18 protein-coding genes are annotated in these 20,810 nt (G+C 45.1%); 6 read left to right on the top strand and 12 right to left on the bottom strand.

The genetic code is table 11. The features are described from left to right. Positions 1 to 7: 7 nt before the first annotated feature. The gene (gene scpA, locus B5X68_RS14025; protein WP_082215395.1) at positions 8 to 2,152 is read right to left on the bottom strand and encodes a methylmalonyl-CoA mutase; all 2,145 of its coding nucleotides are present in this window, start codon (positions 2,150 to 2,152) and stop codon (positions 8 to 10) included. Then, positions 2,149 to 3,537: a methylmalonyl-CoA mutase family protein gene (locus B5X68_RS14020; protein WP_082215394.1), complete on the bottom strand. Its 1,389-nt coding sequence runs from the start codon at positions 3,535 to 3,537 to the stop codon at positions 2,149 to 2,151. Before B5X68_RS14020 ends, scpA begins: the two co-directional genes overlap by 4 nt. A gap of 258 nt (positions 3,538 to 3,795) precedes the next feature. Here B5X68_RS14020 and dnaA point away from each other — a divergent pair, with 258 nt between their 5' ends. After that, complete coding sequence (gene dnaA, locus B5X68_RS14015; protein ID WP_082215393.1) at positions 3,796 to 5,223, top strand: chromosomal replication initiator protein DnaA; 1,428 nt, start codon at positions 3,796 to 3,798, stop codon at positions 5,221 to 5,223. A gap of 57 nt (positions 5,224 to 5,280) precedes the next feature. After that, a complete protein-coding gene (locus B5X68_RS14010; RefSeq protein ID WP_082215392.1) occupies positions 5,281 to 6,270 on the top strand; it encodes a GNAT family N-acetyltransferase in 990 nt (329 codons plus the stop codon). On the opposite strand, the gene B5X68_RS14005 is transcribed toward B5X68_RS14010, so the two are convergent. After that, positions 6,245 to 7,051, bottom strand: a complete 807-nt coding sequence (locus B5X68_RS14005; protein ID WP_082215391.1) for a DUF3108 domain-containing protein — start codon at positions 7,049 to 7,051, stop codon at positions 6,245 to 6,247. The genes B5X68_RS14010 and B5X68_RS14005 overlap by 26 nt on opposite strands. 13 nt (positions 7,052 to 7,064) lie before the next feature. Further along, entirely contained in the window at positions 7,065 to 8,132 is a 1,068-nt protein-coding gene (locus B5X68_RS14000) for an aminopeptidase (RefSeq protein ID WP_141110306.1), read from the bottom strand. 341 nt (positions 8,133 to 8,473) lie between these two features. Here B5X68_RS14000 and recA point away from each other — a divergent pair, with 341 nt between their 5' ends. Beyond that, the gene (gene recA, locus B5X68_RS13995; RefSeq protein WP_026631583.1) at positions 8,474 to 9,541 is read left to right on the top strand and encodes a recombinase RecA; all 1,068 of its coding nucleotides are present in this window, start codon (positions 8,474 to 8,476) and stop codon (positions 9,539 to 9,541) included. Positions 9,542 to 9,614: 73 nt separating this feature from the next. On the opposite strand, the gene B5X68_RS13990 is transcribed toward recA, so the two are convergent. The 6 genes from B5X68_RS13990 to B5X68_RS13965 all read right to left on the bottom strand — a co-directional run bounded on the left by B5X68_RS13990 (position 9,615) and on the right by B5X68_RS13965 (position 16,775). After that, the gene (locus tag B5X68_RS13990; RefSeq protein WP_082215390.1) at positions 9,615 to 11,150 is read right to left on the bottom strand and encodes a P-loop NTPase family protein; all 1,536 of its coding nucleotides are present in this window, start codon (positions 11,148 to 11,150) and stop codon (positions 9,615 to 9,617) included. Between the two features lie 14 nt (positions 11,151 to 11,164). Continuing rightward, the gene (rny, locus tag B5X68_RS13985) at positions 11,165 to 12,736 is read right to left on the bottom strand and encodes a ribonuclease Y (RefSeq protein WP_082215389.1); all 1,572 of its coding nucleotides are present in this window, start codon (positions 12,734 to 12,736) and stop codon (positions 11,165 to 11,167) included. 123 nt (positions 12,737 to 12,859) lie between these two features. Further along, positions 12,860 to 13,171, bottom strand: coding sequence for a cell division protein ZapA (gene zapA / locus B5X68_RS13980; RefSeq protein WP_082215388.1), 312 nt, complete (start codon positions 13,169 to 13,171; stop codon positions 12,860 to 12,862). Beyond that, the gene (locus tag B5X68_RS13975; protein WP_082215387.1) at positions 13,168 to 13,512 is read right to left on the bottom strand and encodes a hypothetical protein; all 345 of its coding nucleotides are present in this window, start codon (positions 13,510 to 13,512) and stop codon (positions 13,168 to 13,170) included. The genes zapA and B5X68_RS13975 overlap by 4 nt, the downstream gene beginning before the upstream one ends. Positions 13,513 to 13,549: 37 nt before the next feature. Further along, positions 13,550 to 15,979 carry a phenylalanine--tRNA ligase subunit beta gene (pheT, locus tag B5X68_RS13970; RefSeq protein ID WP_082215738.1) on the bottom strand — a complete coding sequence of 810 codons (2,430 nt, stop codon included), beginning with the start codon at positions 15,977 to 15,979 and terminating at the stop codon, positions 13,550 to 13,552. 136 nt (positions 15,980 to 16,115) lie between these two features. Then, a complete protein-coding gene (locus B5X68_RS13965; protein ID WP_082215386.1) occupies positions 16,116 to 16,775 on the bottom strand; it encodes a DUF1684 domain-containing protein in 660 nt (219 codons plus the stop codon). 185 nt (positions 16,776 to 16,960) lie between these two features. Between B5X68_RS13965 and B5X68_RS13960 the strand changes: the two genes are divergently transcribed. Further along, complete coding sequence (locus tag B5X68_RS13960; protein WP_082215385.1) at positions 16,961 to 17,338, top strand: response regulator; 378 nt, start codon at positions 16,961 to 16,963, stop codon at positions 17,336 to 17,338. A 5-nt stretch (positions 17,339 to 17,343) separates the two neighbouring features. Further along, the gene (locus tag B5X68_RS13955) at positions 17,344 to 18,105 is read left to right on the top strand and encodes an MBL fold metallo-hydrolase (RefSeq protein ID WP_082215384.1); all 762 of its coding nucleotides are present in this window, start codon (positions 17,344 to 17,346) and stop codon (positions 18,103 to 18,105) included. Between the two features lie 65 nt (positions 18,106 to 18,170). Here the strand turns inward: B5X68_RS13955 and B5X68_RS13950 are convergent, their stop codons facing one another. Together B5X68_RS13950 and B5X68_RS13945 are read right to left on the bottom strand one after the other, a co-directional pair. Then, complete coding sequence (locus B5X68_RS13950) at positions 18,171 to 18,863, bottom strand: molybdopterin-dependent oxidoreductase (protein WP_082215383.1); 693 nt, start codon at positions 18,861 to 18,863, stop codon at positions 18,171 to 18,173. Positions 18,864 to 18,890: 27 nt separating this feature from the next. Further along, the gene (locus B5X68_RS13945; protein WP_082215382.1) at positions 18,891 to 20,126 is read right to left on the bottom strand and encodes a DUF819 family protein; all 1,236 of its coding nucleotides are present in this window, start codon (positions 20,124 to 20,126) and stop codon (positions 18,891 to 18,893) included. 169 nt (positions 20,127 to 20,295) lie between these two features. Here B5X68_RS13945 and B5X68_RS13940 point away from each other — a divergent pair, with 169 nt between their 5' ends. Beyond that, positions 20,296 to 20,787, top strand: a complete 492-nt coding sequence (locus tag B5X68_RS13940) for a (2Fe-2S)-binding protein (RefSeq protein ID WP_082215381.1) — start codon at positions 20,296 to 20,298, stop codon at positions 20,785 to 20,787. The last annotated feature ends 23 nt before the right edge of the window (positions 20,788 to 20,810 follow it).

The raw sequence follows: 20,810 nt of genomic DNA, 5'->3' as shown, positions 1-20,810 counted from the left end.
GCCCGGCTTACGGCTGCATTAGTTCTTTCAAAATCTTTTGGGCGGCGATGGAAATAATGGTTCCCGGGCCAAAAATTCCTTTTACACCAGCATTGTAAAGAAACTCGTAATCCTGGGCAGGAATAACACCCCCGGCAATCACCATAATATCAGCCCGACCGATGTTTTTCAACTCCGCTATGAGTTCAGGAATGAGCGTTTTGTGCCCTGCCGCAAGACTGGACGCACCAATAACGTGCACATCATTCTCGGCAGCTTGACGCGCAACTTCCTGCGGCGTTTGAAAAAGCGGACCAATGTCCACATCGAAACCAAGGTCCGCGAAACTGGTTGCAATTACTTTCGCGCCACGATCATGTCCGTCCTGGCCCATTTTAGCAACCAGTATTCTCGCCCTTCTGCCTTCCATTTCCGCAAACCGGTCCGACAGCTCCAATGCTGTACGAAAATTTTCGTCATCAGAAGCTTCTGCCTGATAAACCCCTGAAACAGAACGAATGGTAGATTTATAACGTCCGAATTCCTTTTCCATCGCATCCGAAATTTCTCCTAATGTAGCTCTTTTACGTGCTGCCTCAATGGCCAGCGCCAGCAAATTGGCAGTCATATCCTTGCCGCCTTTTTGCTGGCAAGCGGCTGTAATGTTGTTCAGTGCATTTGTAACTGCAATGGAATCGCGTTCCCTCCTTATTTTTTCCAAAGATGCGATCTGCGATAAGCGAACTGCCTCATTATCAATTTGGAGAATATCAAATGTGTCTTTGCTGTCCGTTTTGAATTTATTAACACCCACAATAATGTCTTTTCCCGAATCAATGCGCGCCTGCTTTTTCGCAGCGGCTTCTTCAATGCGCATCTTAGGGAGCCCGGTTTCAATGGCCTTGGTCATGCCACCAAGCTTTTCCACTTCCTCGATGAGTTGCCAGGCTTTTTCTGTGAGCTCTTTTGTTAGATATTCCACATAATAGGAACCACCCCACGGATCAACCGCCTTGCAGAGATCAGTTTCATATTGAATGAAAAGCTGCGTATTTCGGGCAATGCGGGCGGAAAAGTCTGTTGGGAGCGCCATGGCCTCGTCAAGCGAGTTGGTATGAAGCGACTGGGTATGCCCCATTACAGCAGCCATGGCTTCGATGGTCGTGCGGGCGACATTATTATAAGGATCCTGTTCTGTGAGACTATAACCGCTCGTTTGGCAATGTGTCCTTAATGCTAATGATTTCTCATTCTTAGGATTGAATTGATTCACAATTTTCGACCAAAGCAATCTTCCGGCCCGCATTTTGGCGATTTCCATAAAATGGTTCATCCCGATGCCCCAGAAAAAAGAAAGCCTGGGCGCAAAGTCATCAATTCCGATGCCCGCTTCTAAACCTGTGCGAATGTATTCAAGTCCGTCCGCGAGCGTGTAAGCGAGCTCAATCTGTGCCGGTGCGCCTGCCTCATGCATGTGATAGCCGCTAATGCTGATGGAGTTAAACCTGGGCATGAAACGTGAGGTGTATGCAAAAATATCGCCTACAATGCGCATGGAAGCCGCGGGCGGGTATATATAGGTGTTCCGCACCATGAATTCCTTCAAAATGTCATTCTGGATTGTTCCGGAGAGCATTTCGGGTGATATGCCTTGTTCTTCGGCAGCCACGACGAAAAATGCCATAATGGGAATCACCGCGCCATTCATAGTCATGGAAACAGACATTTGATCCAAAGGAATTTGGTCAAAAAGCATCTTCATGTCTTCCACTGAGTCAATTGCAACACCGGCTTTCCCAACATCGCCGGTTACACGAGGGTGATCGGAGTCATATCCACGATGTGTGGCTAGATCAAATGCGACAGAAAGCCCTTTCTGGCCAGCCGCGAGGTTTCGTTTATAAAACGCGTTGGAATCACCAGCCGTCGAAAAACCAGCATATTGGCGGATAGTCCAGGGCCTTTCCAGATACATGCTGGCATAAGGCCCGCGCAGGAAAGGAGGAATGCCCGCGCCGAATTCCAGATGTTCAGCTCCTTCGAGGTCATTCGGCTTATAAAATGGTTTCAGTTTAATCCCCTCGGAGGTAAACGCCACTTTGCCGGCTTTCTCTTCTTCCTGTGAAGCATCGCCGGTTTTTACTGCCGTAATGTTCTTAAAATCCGGTTTCATGGCTTACTAGCTGTTAGTGTGGATGCCTTAAAGCATTGCGACAGGTTTTTGTCCGCTAAATTGTACGAACTGGAATGAAGATCTTTTTCATCGAAAAAGCTGGAATCAGCATCCTCGATGAACTTGTTAACGCCTATCATAACCTTGTCTTCACCCAAGTCTTTGGCTTTTTGAGCAAGTGATGCCTTCAATGCGTTTTGAATAAAACCCGTTTCAAAACATTTGATAAAACCGCCCTTTGCTTCCATGTCCAAAAACAATTCCCACGCTTTATCCGCCATATCCAACGACATTTTTTCGAGCGTATACGAGCCTGCTGCCGGATCTGCAACATACGCTAACGCGCTTTCATGGGCCAGAATGGATGACACATTGCGGGCAATGCGCTCAGAAAAGTCATTTGGTTCCCTAAACGGATGATCGAAAGGCCTCACGGTTAACGCGTTGCAACCGCCCATCACCGCGCTCATAGCTTCGGACGATCCGCGGATCATGTTTGTGTTAGGAGCCACATTCGCATTATAAAATGAAGAAGTCTGCACTTGTAAAAAAGGCTTACATAGTGCCCGAGGCAATTGATATGCGTCTGAAATTTTGCTTAATAAAAAGCGAAATGCCCTCAATTTCGCGATCTCCGCAAAAAATTCGGGACCGACCGAAAGGGAAAACATTGTCCGGTTAAAGGCGGTCAATGGAGAAATTTCTTTATCCGTAAGCAGATCGACATAATTAACAATCCCAGAGATCATCATGGCTAATTCCTGAACAGGCGAGGCGCCATTGTTATGAAACAGTTGACCATCAACCATATAAACGCGAAACTCGCGCATATTGCGGGTTTGGTCTAATACAGAAACAATAGCGTTAATGTTATCAATGAAATGTTTTCCAGTGCGCATCCACTCGGCGATCGGGTCGGATGCAATGCCGCCTTTGAGATAGTAACCTGCATTTTTGGATATTTCCTTGAAAACATCCGCAGTATTTTCGGCCGTTTGAAAGTAAATTGCCGTGTCACTTAACCGGATTCCGTGTAGTAATTTGGGGAATTCGCAATGTGCGACATCAGCACTTCCCAAGTCCAGAAGAATCGCATCAGCCCCGTTTTCCAATGCATGCTTCATGCCGACATTTGTCTTCCGCGGTTCCGAGAACTTTACCACCGGAACGTTTTGCCAGCCAGGTGACTTTTTCTGACAAGCCTGCATCGCTGCCATTTTTTCGGGATCGATTTCGGAATTCGTCAGATACGGAGCTAAATGCAAATCGGCTCCAATTGTCCAGTCAGATAAGGTTTTGAGCCTTCCTTTCAACTCTTTTTCAGCCTGTTTTTCCCAGGCATCTTTACCGGAAGGGCTGAAATCTGAAAATAAACGGGCAGACATTTTGAACGGGATAAGTTGGAAGTGAGCATTTTTTGCTGGTAAACAAAGCTACAAATTTGAAGTTACTTTTTCAGTTTCTGGCACAAAGCACCCCTCCCGCAAACCTAAGACATTAATTCACCGATTTTATTTTGTGGGTTTGCAGATAGCCTGCATTGGTATTAAATTGAACGTTGGTTTTAATCTGCAGAGATCAGGTATTTTTATATCTTTGCCGTCCTTTTAAATTATGACATTCTGAATTCCGCAAATTATACATTGGAAAGAGTTAGCACACATAGAGAAGTAGACCAGATCTGGGATGCCTGCCTGAGAGTTATTCAGCAGCACATTCCTGATCAGAGTTTTAAGACGTGGTTTGAACCAATACGGCCTTTGAAACTTTACGGTAAAGTGCTTACAATCCAGGTTCCAAGCCAGTTTTTCTACGAATGGCTGGAAGATAATTATGTCAATCTTTTAAGGAAAGCGTTGGATTACGCCATTGGCAGGGATGGTTTATTGGAATATTCTATTATTGTTGATAAGGGCAACGACAAGCATCAGCCGCTTACGATGAACGTTTCCACGCCAAAATCGACAAACTACTCTAAGCCGGACAATTTCGTTACGGATCCAAGGTTAGGTTCCAATCATAGGGACAAAGATCAGGATTCCATGAACCTGGACACTTACCTGAATCCCAATTACTCATTTGATAATTTTATTGAAGGCGATTGTAACCGTCTGGCGCGCTCCGCAGGGTTCGCCGTGGCCCAGCGCCCGGGACTCACGTCGTTCAACCCGCTGATGATGTATGGTGGGGTAGGGCTGGGCAAAACGCACCTTGTGCAGGCGATCGGGAATTACATTATGAACCACTTTGAAAATAAGCTGGTGCTTTATGTTTCCTCCGAAAAGTTTACCAATCAGTTTATCAACTCCATCAAAAACAACACGCTGCAGGATTTCACTGATTTTTACATGAAGGTGGATGTGCTGGCGATCGATGATGTCCAGTTTTTGTCTGGTAAGGAAAAGACGCAGGACACATTTTTCCATATTTTTAATCATCTGCATCAGCTGGGTAAGCAGATCATTATGACCAGTGATCGCCCGCCGCGCGAGCTGCAGGGGTTGCAGGACAGGCTTTTGTCGCGGTTTAAATGGGGCTTGACTGCGGATTTGCAAACGCCTGATTTTGAGACGCGTATTGCTATTATTCAGAAAAAGATCCAGTCAGAAGGCATTTCCATTGACTATGATGTGATCGAATACATTGCGCATAGCGTGAATTCCAATGTGCGTGAGCTGGAAGGCGTTATCGTTTCGCTTATGGCTCAGGCTTCATTGACCAGGCGGGAAATTGATGTGGAATTGGCCAAGAATACATTGCGGAACATTGTAATGAATGAGGATAAGGAGGTGACCATTGATACAATTCAGGAGGTTATCGCCGATTTTTTCCAGGTTACAATTGCCGATTTAAAAAGCAAGAGCCGCAAAAAAGAAGTGGTTTATCCGCGTCAGCTGGCCATGTTTTTAGCAAAAGAATACACCGATCTTCCCCTAAAATCCATCGGATACCATTTCGGTGGCCGTGATCACAGCACGGTAATCCACTCGATCCAGAGCATTAACCTGCTCATGGACGAAACGCCCGACGTGGAAGAAACTTTACAAAAACTTCGCAGTTACTTTAAATAACATTTGGCGTCTAAACGGTTTGAAATAATAATTTTTTCAAACCTGAAAAACGTACAAATGACGCCAATACTCGTCGAACGCGCACAAATCTGTGACGCATCCTGGAATGAACATATTTGCAAGTCGCTTCAATGTGTGATCTATGCCCAGACTTTTTACCTGGACATTGTTTGTGAAAGTTGGAAAGCGCTGGTTTGGCCATCCATTGAGCATCCTGAAATCGTCATGCCGCTTCCTATGCAGCGAAAAATGGGCTTTAAGGTCATTTATCAACCGCTTTTTTGCCAATATCTGGGCTTGTTTTCCTTGAAGCCGCTTTCTGCGTTTGAATTGGAATCCTTCATCCGCTTTTTGTCATGGGAATTCTCTTACATATCGGCTTACCACTTTAATCCGGAGAACTCGGTTAGAATGTCAGAATTTGCTTCGGTAAAATCTGATTTTCAATTCTTTGAAAAACATACGCACTGGTTACAAATTCGAGGCGATTATGCGGAAATGAATGCAGATTATTCCAGGGATAGGAAGCGTAATTTGCAACGTGGTAAGGCACTAAACTGGCAGATTCAAGCGAGCGCAGACATTGACCCGTTGATCACATTATTTGCGGAGAATCAAACCGAACGCATTCCGGGAGGTGTAAATCCGACGGCGTTTATTCGTCTTAAAGCACTTTTCAATTCATTGCGGGCCAGGAGGCAAGGGGAAATTTATTATGCCTTATATAATGGGCAAATTCATGCGGGGATACTCGTTGTGGAATTTGCGGGAAGAGCTATCTATCTCTTCAATGCGGCCGATCGACAGGGAAGGACAGGCAATGCACGAACATTAATGCTGGATCAATATTTCAGGAATTGTAATGGCAAGTCATTAATCTTCGATTTTGAAAGCCCGGAAGTAGATTCAATAGCGGGGTTTTACAAAAGTTTTGGAAGCAAGCCGGTGTTATTTTATGCGATAAGCCAGAACGGCCTCTGGTTTCCGTTTAAGCAGATTCAGAATTGGCGAAAACGGTTTTTCAGAACCATACAAGGTCTTTTTTAAGTCCTTTGTAAGATTTCAGGTCCATTTCCAAAGAGCCGATTTTCAGCTCGACTTCTGCTTTTAAGGGGATTTTATTAGAGTCGTCTGAAACCCATAGTTTCATTGCGCCCTCGCCCTTGAAAAACTTGTTGTCTGGGATTAGCGGGTTGATTCTGAGGACTTTTGTTTTTCCGAATTTGGTTTTGATCACATCTTTCCCAACATAACGAACGCGCAGCTTATAGACTTCTCCATCAAAAAAAGTAGGAACTTCAATGACATCGCCTTCTGACACTCTATCAAAATTTATTGTCCTCAAATAGAAATAGCCACTGATAATGTCATGAATGTTGTTGGGAACATTAAATGTCTTCGTCTCGTCCTTAATGCTCGACACGGCCTGGTCCCGGTTATGGTTAAACATCACGCGTTCCTCCTTGCGATATTTGTTTTCCTGGATCTGACGCTCAAACATATGTGGCAGGATTGCCGTTGTGTCGATATAGGAGCGCCATGTGTCCCGCACGCGTGAAATGAGGTCAAATGCGCCCACTGTACGGCCAGAGACATTGACCCTAAAACACGGTCGGTTGTTAATCATCGACACCGATTTACCGACTTCAACCTTTGCTTCCGCAGCATTAATAAAGCCGTAATGCACTCTATATTCCACTCTTTCACCCGGTCCGAAGCTTTTATTGGATATAACCCTATTCTCGGCTGCCTGTTGTTCGAACTGCCGAAAGGAGAAAAAAAGCGAAAAAGTTATTAAAGCAATTATAACAATGTACGATCTCTTCATGCTAAAACTGTAATTATAGAGAGGGATATTTTTCTTTCAGCCAAGCCAGGTATTTTTTAATATTTCCTCCAAATTTTTGTTCAAACTCAATTTTAAAAATGTCTTGTTTTGACTTGTAGGTCTGGTAACTGATGAAATACGCATTATTAGGTAACTTTCCATCGGGCCAGCGGCTCACAACCCGGCGGCTCGGCACCTGCTGATTTTTGTTTGTTAACGTCCGCTTCCCGGAAAGAAGTGTGTCTGCATCATCCAGGATCGTCATGATCAAGTTATTTTTCAGCGAATCGCGGTGAACATTAACTACCGGATTTTCACCGAATGTCTTATAAAGACTGTCCAAACGGGCAATTCCCCTAAGCATATGCCCAGAATAGGCATCGTTATATTTTTTCGAATACTCGTATGTACGTAATTCCTGTGAATCCAGACCATATTTGAACTTCAAAAACCGGATTGCGCCCTGGTCGCCAATGAAGCTTGCAAGGTTCTCATTCAGTTCCAGGTTATTTTTCACAAAAAGCGTTCCATGGGTAAGTTCATGCAGGATCAGATTCGCAAGGCTTCCGGCTCTTCTTTTCAACATGCTCGATAAAATAGGGTCTTTCAAATAACCCAAAGTTGACCATGCTGAAACCTCACCAATGTCCGTATCCAGGCCCTGCTGCATCAATTGACGCTCTTCGGTTACTGCACGGGTGGAATCAAAAAAACCTTTGTAAGGAAAACTGCCAATGATAGGAAACTTCCATTTATAGGGTTCGATTTTATATTTTTCGGAAGCTGTAATGAGCCAGATTAATGGTTTTCCGTGCTGATTATAGAATGTTGTGTAATTTTTGGAAGGGGTTAATCCAAGCGAATCAACACCAAATTGCTTTATTTCCTCAATCAGTCGGATACGCGCCTTTAACGAATCGGGAAAGGTGGGATCATTCATCACATCTGAGACATCCTCCACGTTCATCAGGATCTTCACCTGACCGGAAGCCTGCATCCAGCCGTAACTAAGCAGATCCCGGTAATAAATCCCTGTAAGAACACAAAGCACTAAAACAGCAAGCAGAATTTTCTTTAACACAAATGCGGAATTAAGTCAAGTGGGCATAACCAATCTGTAAAACAGATATTACTGTTGCAAAATTATAGAAAATGGCCGGGAATTATTTACCGTTTATCAAGCCTGAAAGCCGGTGGGTAAGTTGTTGTTAACGGCAAATAATCGGATGCTGTAAGTTGTAAATTCCTCTTGATATTATCTGTATTTATTAAGTCTGGAATTATATTTTTATAAGAATAAGCCGTTGGATTTTTGCGTATAATTCGGTATTTTTACACATCAAAAAAGACCAGGTATAAAGCGGTTTTTGTGAACCAAAGGCCGTTTTTTTATGAACAAACTAAATTATTGTAACCGTTTTTATGGCACAACCAACCACTGATAAAGACAACAAACTTAAAGCATTACAAACCACGCTGGAAAAGCTGGACAAAACCTATGGAAAGGGCACAGTAATGCGCCTGAGCGACAGCAAGGTTTTGGATATTCCGGTCATTTCCACTGGTTCGCTGGGTCTTGACCTGGCACTTGGAGTAGGCGGCGTTCCGCGTGGCCGTGTTGTGGAAATTTACGGACCTGAATCGTCTGGTAAGACCACATTATCCATGCACTGCATAGCCGAGGCGCAGAAAAAAGGCGGACTTGCCGCATTTATTGATGCAGAGCACGCATTTGACAGGTCTTACGCTGAGAAATTGGGTATAGATACAAGCAATTTGCTGATTTCACAGCCGGACAGCGGTGAACAGGCATTGGAAATTGCTGAGCATTTGATCAGCAGCGGCGCCGTAGATATCATTGTAATTGACTCTGTTGCAGCCCTTGTGCCACGCGCAGAATTAGAAGGCGAAATGGGTGACAGCAAAATGGGCTTGCAAGCTCGTTTGATGTCACAGGCATTGCGTAAGCTTACAGGTGTGATCAACAAAACCGGCTGCTGCTGTATATTCATTAACCAGTTGCGTGAAAAGATTGGTGTCATGTTCGGTAACCCTGAAACGACAACGGGTGGTAACGCATTGAAATATTATGCTTCTGTGCGTTTGGACATCCGTCGCGTTGGCCAGATTAAAGAAAGTGCTGATCAGATCCTGGGTAACCGTACGCGTGTGAAGGTTGTTAAGAACAAAGTTGCACCACCTTTCAAAGTGGTGGAATTTGATATCATGTACGGTGAAGGAATTTCCAAAGTAGGAGAGATCATCGACCTTGCAGTTGAACTTGATATAGTTAAAAAAGCAGGTTCATGGTTCAGCTACGACGGTAACCGTCTTGGACAAGGCCGTGACGCGGTAAAAGCGCTTATTAAGGACAATCCGGAATTAATGGATGAACTGGAAGCGAAAGTTCGTGCAAAAGTGAACAACGAGCCGGATGCTTTGATTGATACAAGCGAGCCTAATGTTGTAGACGAAGGCGCTCCGCTTTGATCTGAAATAGCTGATTAAAGAAATAGCTCATAAAGAAAATGCCCGGTATTTGCCGGGCATTTTTTGTTGTATATCAAAATGGTTTTCGATCGTCGTCATCGTCGTCAAAATCGTAATCGTCTTCTCCGGGACCGGAAAACATGCTGCTCACCAGATCCTGGAATTTCATGCCCTGATCCAGTGACATTTTGCCGATCAGTGAGAATTCCGCCATGCCGTGCAGTGCAAATTCCATCATGAACAGCTTTTCCTCAGCGCTCGAATAAGCGCTAAGCATATCCACGAAATCATCCAGTCCATCAATGGTTTTCAGGCGCGCCATGTATTCGCGATCCGTCATATCACCGGGCATTTCCATTTCGTTGCCTGAACCAAACCATTCGATTACTTTGGCATACGGATTTATCTTGCTTTTTTTGCTCTTTTCAGGATCCGGGAAGAAGTTAAGGAACTGCGTACGGATTGCTTTGCCGATCAGATTTTGTGCTACAATAACCGGGCCTTCCACTTCACCTTCATAAACAAGCTCCACCTTGCCACAAATTGCTGATACGACGCCGTAAAGGTCGGAAATGCGCACGTAGGTGCTCTCTTCTCCATTAATCAGCGCTCGCCTTTCAGCAGTGCTCAAAAGGCTTTCATAAGCCGAGATTGTCAAACGTGCAGAAACGCCGCTTTTGCTATCCACATATTCGCTTTCCCTCGCTTCAAATGCAATCTGCTCAATCAATGTTTTCGCAAGCTCATTCACCTTAATCAGGCCAACCTGCTCGGTTTTAACAACTGCTTCCTGCTCTGTGATTTTCTTGCCGGTCTCAATTGTTTTCGGATAATGCGTAACAATCTGGCTTTCAATGCGGTCCTTCAATGGAGTGACAATGCTTCCGCGGTTGGTATAATCCTCCGGGTTTGCGGTAAATACAAACTGGATATCAAGCGGTAAGCGTAGTTTAAAGCCACGGATCTGAATGTCCCCCTCCTGCAAAATATTAAACAGTGCCACCTGGATCCTGGCTTGCAAGTCAGGAAGCTCATTAATGACGAAAATACCACGATGGGAGCGGGGAATAAGGCCGAAATGGATAACTCTCTCGTCCGAATAAGGCAGTTTCAAGGTCGCTGCTTTGATTGGATCCACATCACCGATAAGGTCGGCTACGGATACGTCTGGTGTCGCTAATTTTTCGGTATAGCGTTCATCACGGTGAAGCCAGGCAATGGCTGTGTCATCGCCATATTCTTCCACAGCGTCTTTTGCAAACCTGGATAAAGGCTGCAATGGATCATCATGCAGTTCCGAGTTCTGTACATAAGGAATGTATTCATCCAGCAGACTCGTCATCATCCTGGCAATACGCGTCTTGGCTTGACCACGCAAACCGAGAAAATTAATGTTGTGCATCGATAGGATCGCACGCTCAACATCAGGAATCACCGTTTCCTCATAACCCCAGATGCCAGGGAAGATATTTTCTTTATTTTTAATCTTAACGATCAGGTTATCACGCAGTTCCTGTTTAATGGACCGGGATTGATAGCCTGCTTTTTTAAGTTCACCGAGCGTTTGGATTTCCAGCAGCTCTGAACTCCTAAGAAGTGAGTAACTCATGTATTTTAAGCTGATTAACGCGCATACGCTACTGAACGCATCTCACGGATTACTGTAATTTTTATTTGTCCGGGATACTGCATTTCCTTCTCTATTTTTTGAGAAATATCAAAAGAAAGCATTCCCGCTTTTTCATCCGAAACATTATCTGCGTCAATGATCACGCGCAACTCACGGCCCGCCTGGATCGCATAACATTTTTCAACACCGTCAAATGACAATGCCATGTTTTCAAGATCACGAAGCCTCTGAATGTAAGACTCCATCATTTCCCTGCGTGCACCCGGGCGAGATCCTGAAATCGCATCACACACCTGAATGATCGGGGAGAGAATGCTTGTCATTTCAATTTCGTCGTGGTGGGCGCCGATTGCGTTGCACACCTCAGGATTTTCTTTGTATTTTTTTGCAAGCTCCATACCCAATATCGCGTGTGGAAGGTCGGATTCTTCCGGCCAAACTTTACCAATATCGTGCAAAAGCCCTGCTCTCTTCGCCAATTTCGTGTTTAGTCCTAACTCTGAGGCCATTGTAGCGCAAAGCTTAGCCACTTCACGTGAATGTTGCAGCAGGTTTTGCCCGTAAGAAGAACGGAAACGCATGCGCCCGATCATCTTAACAAGCTCAGGATGAAGACCATGAATGCCCATGTCGATCACTGTCCTTTCGCCGATCTCAACGATTTCATCATCAATGTTCTTGCGTGTTTTGGCAACGACTTCTTCAATTCTGGCCGGGTGGATCCTTCCGTCCTGAACCAGGCGGTGCAGCGAAAGTCTTGCGATTTCCCTTCTTACCGGGTCAAATCCGGAGATAACGATAGCTTCCGGGGTGTCATCCACAATGATCTCAACGCCGGTAGCAGCTTCCAGAGCGCGAATGTTACGTCCTTCGCGTCCAATGATCTTTCCTTTGATATCGTCGTTTTCAATGTTGAAAACAGAAACGCAGTTTTCGATCGCATGTTCCGCAGCAGTGCGCTGAATGGTCTCGATAACGATCTTTTTCGCTTCTTTGGTGGCAGTAAGGCGGGCTTCTTCCATCGCACTTTTCACATAGGATCCGGCCCTTGTGTCAGCCTCGGCTTTTAATGCGTCAATGAGTTGTTCACGCGCCTGGTCAGCCGTAAGATTTGCAATTTTTTCGAGCTGGGCAACTTGCTGGTGCAGTGATTTTTCTGCTTCCTCGCGACGTTTGGTTGCCGTTTCAAGCTGCTGGTTCAGGTTTGTTTTTAGGGTTTCAAGCTCATTTTCGCGGCGTTTATTTGCCTCAATGGTCTGGTTCAGGCTTTGCTCGCGTTGCTTTAATTTTTGTTCGTTGGTTTGAAGGATCACACGTTTTTTATTGGCATCTTCTTCAAATTCGCCTTTTAGTCTCAGGTATTTTTCCTTGGCCTCAAGGATACGGTCTTTTTTTATGTTTTCGGCAGCACTTTCGGCATTACGGAGAATTTCGGCTGCGCGTTCCTGCGCTTCTTTTTCTTTCTGATCAAAGGATCGCTGAAAGATGTACTTGCCTGCGAAAATCCCCACACCAATGGCGATAATGTCGGACAGGACGAGGATGAAAATTAATGAATTTGACATTTCAGTAATGGTTATATATAGTTGGTTTTACCGACTAAACCGCGTGAAAATGCCGAAGTTGGAAGTATTGAAAGAAGATAAAGAGTAATCCGTATAAAATAAAGGTTTTGTGGTGTTGAGCGTTTAGCTTTCTATTGCGCTGGTAATGGTTTCATCAAGCTTTTCTACCCTGTTTTTAAAAGCCATCACCAAGTTATCCATTTGCTCCTGGTTCCTTTGTAATGCTACAAGGCATTCAATAGAAGTAAGTGCAATTGCTTCAATGTCACCGTAAACTTTTCCTTTTAATTTATGCTGCTGCACGCGTTGCATGAACACCTCATACCCATCCCTGTAGAATTTCTCCTGATCCGCCGGAACGCTCAGTTTGAAACCCCTGTCCAGCAGTTTTATAAAGACAGAAACGTCCGGATTGGGTATGCTATTTTTTTTCATAAGGTATCTTCAAGCAATTCAATGCACTTATCGATCTCTTGTATATATCTTTCAACTGAGTCTTTCAGTTCGGCGATTCCGCTTGTTGGTGTCAGTTTACTAGTGACAATTTTAGCGAAACTTTTAGACTTATTAAAGTCTTTTTCCAAACTAGTGTATTTTTTCTTTATTTCTTTTGCTTCTTCCTTGAGTTTGCTATTCGAGGCTCGCAGCTCCGCATTTTCGCGTTGCAGCTCTGATATTGACCAGTTTAGTTTCTCCTTAATGTTGATCAGGAACTCGAGTTTTTTCTCAAGGTCGGACAACTTGTGTTCAATGATGCGCTCGATGCTCCTTTCCATTTTTTGGCCTTAATAATGCTGTCAAACCAAAACTCTATTATTTTCTGATCACGGCCTCAAATTCCCTCTCGTAAGCAGAAATCAACCGCTGCATGGTTTTGTCAATCACTTTGTCGGTCAATGTCTGCTGGTCATCCTGCAAAATGAAGCTTACTGAATAGGATTTTTTCCCTTCCAGATTTGCACCTTCATACACATCAAACACATTCACAGCACGCAAAAGCTGCCTTTCTGTTTTGTATGCGATCTGACGCAGCTCTTCGAATGTGATTTTTTTGTTCACCACCACCGAAAGATCCCGACGCACTTCGGGGAATTTGGCTACTTCTTTGTACTGAACAAATGCATCATATTGTTTGAGCATATAATCCCAATCAAAATCCGCGTAAAAAACAGGCGCTTTAATGTCCAGCTTTTTGGCTATGCTTGCTTGAAGCTGACCAAATGTGACAACCGGCTTGCGGTTTAATGTAAGCGTTGTTCCAAATTTAAAAATCGCAGCATCAGCCTCAGTTCTTTCCACGTCTTTGATTTTCAGCGCAGACAAAACCTGCATTACAAAACCCGCCAGATCGTGGAAAATCACTTCCCGCGACTTTTCAAACCAGCTTTCCTGCCCAATGTTGCCTGTCAGGAAAACAGCCAGCCTTTCCTTTTCGATATATTTTTCGCCGATCTCATTATAGGTTTTGCCAAATTCAAAAAGCTTCAAATCCTTCTGGCGGCGGTTGCTATTGTAAGCAATCACTTCCAAACCTGAGAAAATCAGCGTCTGGCGCATTACCGAGAGATCTTCACTCAGATAATTCAGGATTTTGACCGGATTTCCCTGAATGCTTTCTGCAATTGCCACGTGATAATCAGGCTTCGTTAACGAATTATTGATCATTTCGTTAAAACCATTCGCCACCAAAAGTTCAGCAACGCGTAGTTTCAGCTTTTCAGGATCATTAACCGGGAAATCAGACAAATAATCCGAGCTAAGTGCCTCAGATAGTTCAACTTGCCCAAAGCCATAAATTCGCAGGATTTCCTCGATCACATCCGCTTCGCGCTGCACATCCACGCGGTAAGGCGGAACAATTGCCGTGAAACCGGATTCGGTCTGGTTTTGAATTTGAATATCCAGGCCATTCAGAATGTTGCCAATGAGTGTTTTATCCAATGATTTGCCAATCAATCTGTCAATATTGCGGTAAGTCATTTTTACCTGGAAATCAGCAACCGGCTCGGGATAAATGTCTGTAATGTTAGAAGAAACAGTTCCGCCAGCGATTTGCTGAATAAGCAATGCTGCTCTTTTCAGCGCATACAGCGGCATATTAGGATCCGTCCCGCGCTCGAACCGGAAAGAGGAATCCGTTTTTAATGCATAACGCTGCGCCGTTTTACGAACCCATATTGGCGAGAAATAAGCCGATTCAAGGAAAATGGATGTCGTCTCGTTGGTAACGCCTGATGTTTGCCCGCCAAAAACCCCGGCAATGCACATAGGCTCCGGATTTCCGTTTGTTCCCGAATTGCAGATCATCAGGTCAGAATCCGAAAGTTTTCTTTCCACACCATCCAGCGTCACAAACGTTGTCCCGGCAGGCACCATGGTTACAATTACTTTGTTGCCAATGACCTTATCGGCATCGAAAGCATGCATAGGCTGCCCCAGCTCGTGACAAACGTAATTTGTAATGTCAACAATGTTGTTTATCGAGCGGATTCCGATGGTTGCCAGTCTTTGTTTAAGCCAATCGGGCGATTCAGCCACTTTCAGGCCGGAAATGGTCAGACCTGTATATCTTGGTGCAGCTTCTGAATTCCTTACTTCAACTTCAAATGGCAGGTTTTCATTATTAACCGCAAAAGCATCAACGGACGCAAGCTTTATCTCACGATTGAAATAGGCTTTCAGATCGCGCGCTACGCCATAATGTGACGCAGCGTCAGCGCGGTTGGGCGTAAGGCCGATTTCAATCAGGTAATCAGAAGAAATGCCGAAATATTCACTGGCCGGTGTGCCATTAGGAAGATCTGTATCGAGCACTAAAATGCCGTCGTGCGATGTGCCAACGCCCAATTCATCTTCTGCACAGATCATTCCTTCCGAAAGCGCGCCTCTGATTTTTGATTTTTTTAAAACCAATGGCTGCTCGCTTCCTGTCGGATATAATGTTGCTCCTACGGTCGCTACAACCACTTTCTGGCCAGCAGCCACATTGGCGGCGCCGCAAACGATGGATAATGGATTTCCACCGCCTACATCAACAGTCGTCAGGCTCAAACGGTCGGCTTCCGGATGTTTTTCACGGGTGAGCACCTCGCCGATCACGACACCTTGCAAACCTCCTTTTATGGATTCAATCTCCTCAATGCCTTCAACTTCCAGTCCGGTAGCGGTTAGTATTTTACCGATTTCTTCCGGGGATTCTGTAATTTCTATTAACTCTTTAAGCCACTTGTAGGAGATCTTCATGCGAATGCTTTCAAAAAAATGGGTTTTCAACCGGCATTTAAGCCGGATTACAAAATTAAGGATTTAAGTCGAACAGCGCCCTCAGACTTAAATAGTAATTGGTTTTTTTAATAAAACACAAAAAAGCATGGGGTGGTTAATTATGCACCGCCGATTCCAGTTGCTCACCAGCCAAAATGGCCACGGAAAGCGTGTTTTCCTTAGGTGGAACGGGGCACGCGTAGCTTTCCTGATATACACAGTAAGGGTTGTAGGCTTTGTTAAAATCAAGGATGATCACATTGTTTTTAATCTCAGAAACGGGATAATCCAGATAACGGCCGCCTCCATAAGTTTCTTTTCCGCTGGTTGCGTCTTTGAAAAGAACGGAGATAACGCTTTCATTTTTAAGTAGTAACAGCTTTTCTTCCTGGTCGCCGATTTTGAAATTGGCATAACCATACTTCTCGTATTTTTCGGAAGTGCCATCTGTGTAATTAACCACAACTTCCTTATCATCTTTCATATACGGAGAAATGTTGGCTTTGATGCGGTAAGTCAGATCGGGCTGGAAGTAATGCAGACCGTGGAAGCTTTCTTTGTCGGCAATAGGAGAGTCTTCGGTGGTGCGGAACTGCTCATCCTTGGCCGCGCGCTCATTGAGGATCGTGGTTTTATACTGCTCGGGATTACTGGCGATCTGGTCTTCACTTGCGCCATTCAGGCCTGCCCCGGAGAAATTTTCAATGATAAAATAGGCCAGGATCGCAATGATCATGGCGATTGTGCTGTATCGGATTACCTTATTTTTAAACATATGGCTGCAAAATTTATGAACGGATCACAAACTTACATCCGAAAGCGTGCTTTGAAAAAGTATAGGATGTTTATTTACTTTTTTATGATAATTTTGAATCTTCGCACCGGGCCAGGTTGCGACTTTGGATGATTTATCCCTAAATTGACCTGGCAAATTATTAAACACAATACCTGACCCATCATATGTCATACACCAAGCGAGTACTCATTGCCGAAGACAGCTCAGTTATTCAAAATCTGGCAAGGAAGATTCTGGAATTTCAACATTACGAGATTACTTCTGTAAAAAACGGAGAGCAGGTTTTGCAACTTCTTGAAAAAGAGGATTTCGATATTATTTTGCTGGATATCAATATGCCTGTGATGGATGGAATGGAGTGCGCAAGAAGCATCCGTAAATTGCCCAACGAGAAAAAGGCCAAAACGCCGATCGTTGCCATTACCGGAAACGCCAAAAACTATTCGGAAGAAGATTTTAAGCAAGCAGGATTTGATGATGCGCTGATGAAACCTTTGAATTTTGACCGTCTGGTTGAAGTGGTCGCGCATTTGACAGAATAAACCTGATGAGGATTACATTTTTAGGGACCGGCACATCACAGGGAATACCGGTTATTGCCTGTGAATGTGCCGTTTGCCAATCCGATGACCCACGCGACAAGCGTTTAAGGACCTCCGTTTGGATCCAGGCCAAAGGAAAATCTATTGTTATTGATACAGGCCCCGATTTTCGTCAGCAAATGCTTAGGGCCAATGTAAAGGATCTTGATGCTGCCGTTTTTACACACCAGCACAAGGACCACACCGCCGGACTTGACGACATCCGTGCCTTCAACCACCGCAACCAGCGAGACATTCCGCTTTACGGAAGAGAAAGCGTTTTAAAGCAGATTCAGAACGAGTTCTCTTACGCATTTTCCGAAAAAAGATATCCAGGTGTTCCTCATTTTGAGCTGCATAACATTGAAAATAAGCCTTTTGATGTGCAAGGTGTGACATTTACACCTATTGAAGCCATGCATCATCAATTGCCGGTTTACGGTTACCGGGTCGGAGACTTCACCTACATTACCGATGCCAATTTTATTTCAGAAGCCGAGCAGCAAAAGATAATCGGTTCGAAAGTGCTGGTTTTGGACACGCTGCAGAAAGAGCCGCACCTTTCGCATTTCACATTAAGCCAGTCTTTGGCACTAATCAAAAAGTTGCAGGTTCCCAGCGCTTATCTGGTTCATATGAGCCATAGGCTGGGAAAGCACGCAGACATTGAAAACGAGCTGCCTGACAATGTGCATCTGGCTTACGATGGCCTGGTGCTGGATTTGTAGCCATACTAAGACTTCCAATTGGCTAAACCTTGGAAAAAGGTTTTCCCTGAACTCAGTAAGAACTTTTAGCTATAACGGTCATTACGCCAGGGATAAGCGGTGTTGGAATAACCTCTTAATTCCCAGAACCCAAGCTTGTTTGCAGACAAAAACTCGATTCTGCTGATCCATTTGCTTCCTTTCCAGGCATAAAGCTGCGGTGTGATCATGCGCACCGGGCCGCCGTGATCGCGCTCCAATGGCTTGTTATCGGCCGTATGAACGAGCAGAACGTCATCTTTCAGGGCCTCTTCAAGCGAAAGATTGGTTGTGTATTTATCATATCCATGGCAAAGAATGTGCTTGGCGCTGGCCTTGGGCTGGACAAGGGCAGCAAGATCTGAAAACCGAACGCCTGCCCAGGGCACATCCATTCTCGACCAGGTCGTAACGCAATGAAAATCGCTGACGTCCTCAGCCTGCGGTAATGCCATAAAGTCCTCCCAGCTAAGTGTAATGGGCGACTCTACTTCCCCGTCAATAACCAGCTTCCATTTCTGATGCGAAATTTCGGGCTTGAAACCAAGGTCCAGCACAGGCCATTTCTCTGTTCTTACTTGCCCGGCGGGCAGTTTGGGCATGCCATGACGATTTATTTCACCTGTCCCCATCGGTCGCAAATCTGAGACCGAAGGTGTAAGAGCCATTTGCTGCTCAAAACGAGCCTTCAGCTTCATTCTGGCATCTACGATTTTATCGAGTTTGCTATTTTCTTCCATGTTGTTATTAAGTTAAAGACGGCGAGCTTACCCTTCACTGACCCACTGCATAACCAGGGCGGTCAGATAACCGCCATATGTACCAATTGCGTAACCTAAGATAGCAAGTAAAACGCCAACTGTTGCCAGCGAAGGGTGAAATGCAGCGGCCACCACGGATGCAGAGGCCGACCCGCCAACATTTGCCTGGCTGCCCACGGCAAGAAAAAAGAATGGGATTTTGAGCCATTTGCAAACCAGTATCAAAATAACAGCGTGCGTCAGGATCCAGATCAGGCCGATGGCGAAAAGTCCCGGGTTTGCGGCAACCGCGCCAAGGTCCATCTGCATACCGATCGTTGCCACGAGCACATACAGAAAAACCGAACCCAACTTGGACGCGCCCACATGTTCAAGTTTTCTGAGTGGTGTTAAGGAAAGGGCAATTCCGATGAAAGTCGCTATGGTAACCACCCAGAAAAACGGCGAAGTAAGACTGTATCTATCTAAAAACGGATAATTTTTCGATAGATAAGGCGTGATCATGTCAGCGAGAAAGTGGGCGAGGCCGGTTGCGCCAAACCCTGCCGCACCAAGGAAGATATAATCCCGCATGCCGGGTGTTCTTTCATTTGCATTATATTGTATATCAAGATGTTGTTTGATATTTTCGATCTGGCTGATGTCGGCTCCAAGCCAGCTGTCAATGCGAGTGGCGACGCCGGCGCCGTAAATGAGAAAAGCCATCCAAAGCTCTGCGACCAGCACGTCAACGGCAACCATTTGTGAAAATAGCGCGTCGCTCGGCTGAAACACTTCCCTTAATGCTGTCTGGTTCGCTCCGCCGCCGATCCAGCTTCCTGCAATGGTGGCAAGTCCGCGCCAAACCGCATCGGCTCCTTCTCCGGCCACGGTCTGCGGGCTGACCATGCCCACGATCCACAAGGCAAATGGCCCGCCTATCATAATGCCCAACGTGCCCACGAGCATAGCAATGAGTGCTTTGGGACCAAGTTTGCTAAGCGAGCGCCAGTCCATGCCGATGGTGAAAAACACAAGACATGCCGGGAGAAAATATTTGGAAACAACCGGATAAAGCTGTGAGGTGCTGCCGTTGACAATGCCCAGAGAATTGAGTAAACCCGGAATGAAATAGCAGAGCAAAAGCGGGGGCACCAGCGCATAGAACTTTTTCCAGCCAGGGCGTTCAATAGAGGCTGTATAAAAGATTGCCGCCAGGATCAGCATTAATATCCCAAGTACAACTGCGTCGTTTTTTATCATTGATTGCGAATGAGAATCAGGTAAAAATAGCGTTGTTTTTTGTTTCGACGAAAGACGTTTGTCCACTCATCCTGTAAAAGGTTGATCCAGCGAAATTTAAATTTATAAAATTCCTATTTTTCGTAATTTACATGCAGATTGTAAGCAATAACATCAATAATGTTTTACTATGGCGATATATAATTTATCATTAAATGGAAAAAAGGTAAAAGTCGATGTTGAGCCAGACATGCCCTTGCTGTGGGTGGTCCGTGACTTTGCCGGATTAAAAGGCACCAAGTTTGGCTGCGGCATGGCGCTTTGCGGTGCTTGTACGGTGCATTTGAACGGCGAGCCCACGCGCTCGTGCCAGCTACCAGTTTCCGGTGTGGGTAAAAATGACAAAATTACAACCATTGAAGGCATCGGGGATGGCAAACTGAATATCATTCAAAAAGCCTGGATTGAAGAGCAGGTTCCGCAATGTGGCTACTGCCAGTCGGGCCAGATCATGTCAGCAACAGCCCTGCTTAAATCCAATCCAAACCCTACGGATGCCGATATTGATTCGGCCATGAGCGGAAATCTTTGCCGCTGCGGAACATATGATCGAATCAGAAAAGCCATTCACAAGGCAGCGGCAGAAATGAAAGTTTCTGAGGCGGGCATCGGAAAGCGGTAAAAAGATCCTAAACATTAGCTCTA

Source organism: Dyadobacter psychrophilus, from assembly GCF_900167945.1.
GTDB lineage: Bacteria > Bacteroidota > Bacteroidia > Cytophagales > Spirosomataceae > Dyadobacter > Dyadobacter psychrophilus.
This window is presented reverse-complemented; position numbering and strand designations above follow the sequence as displayed.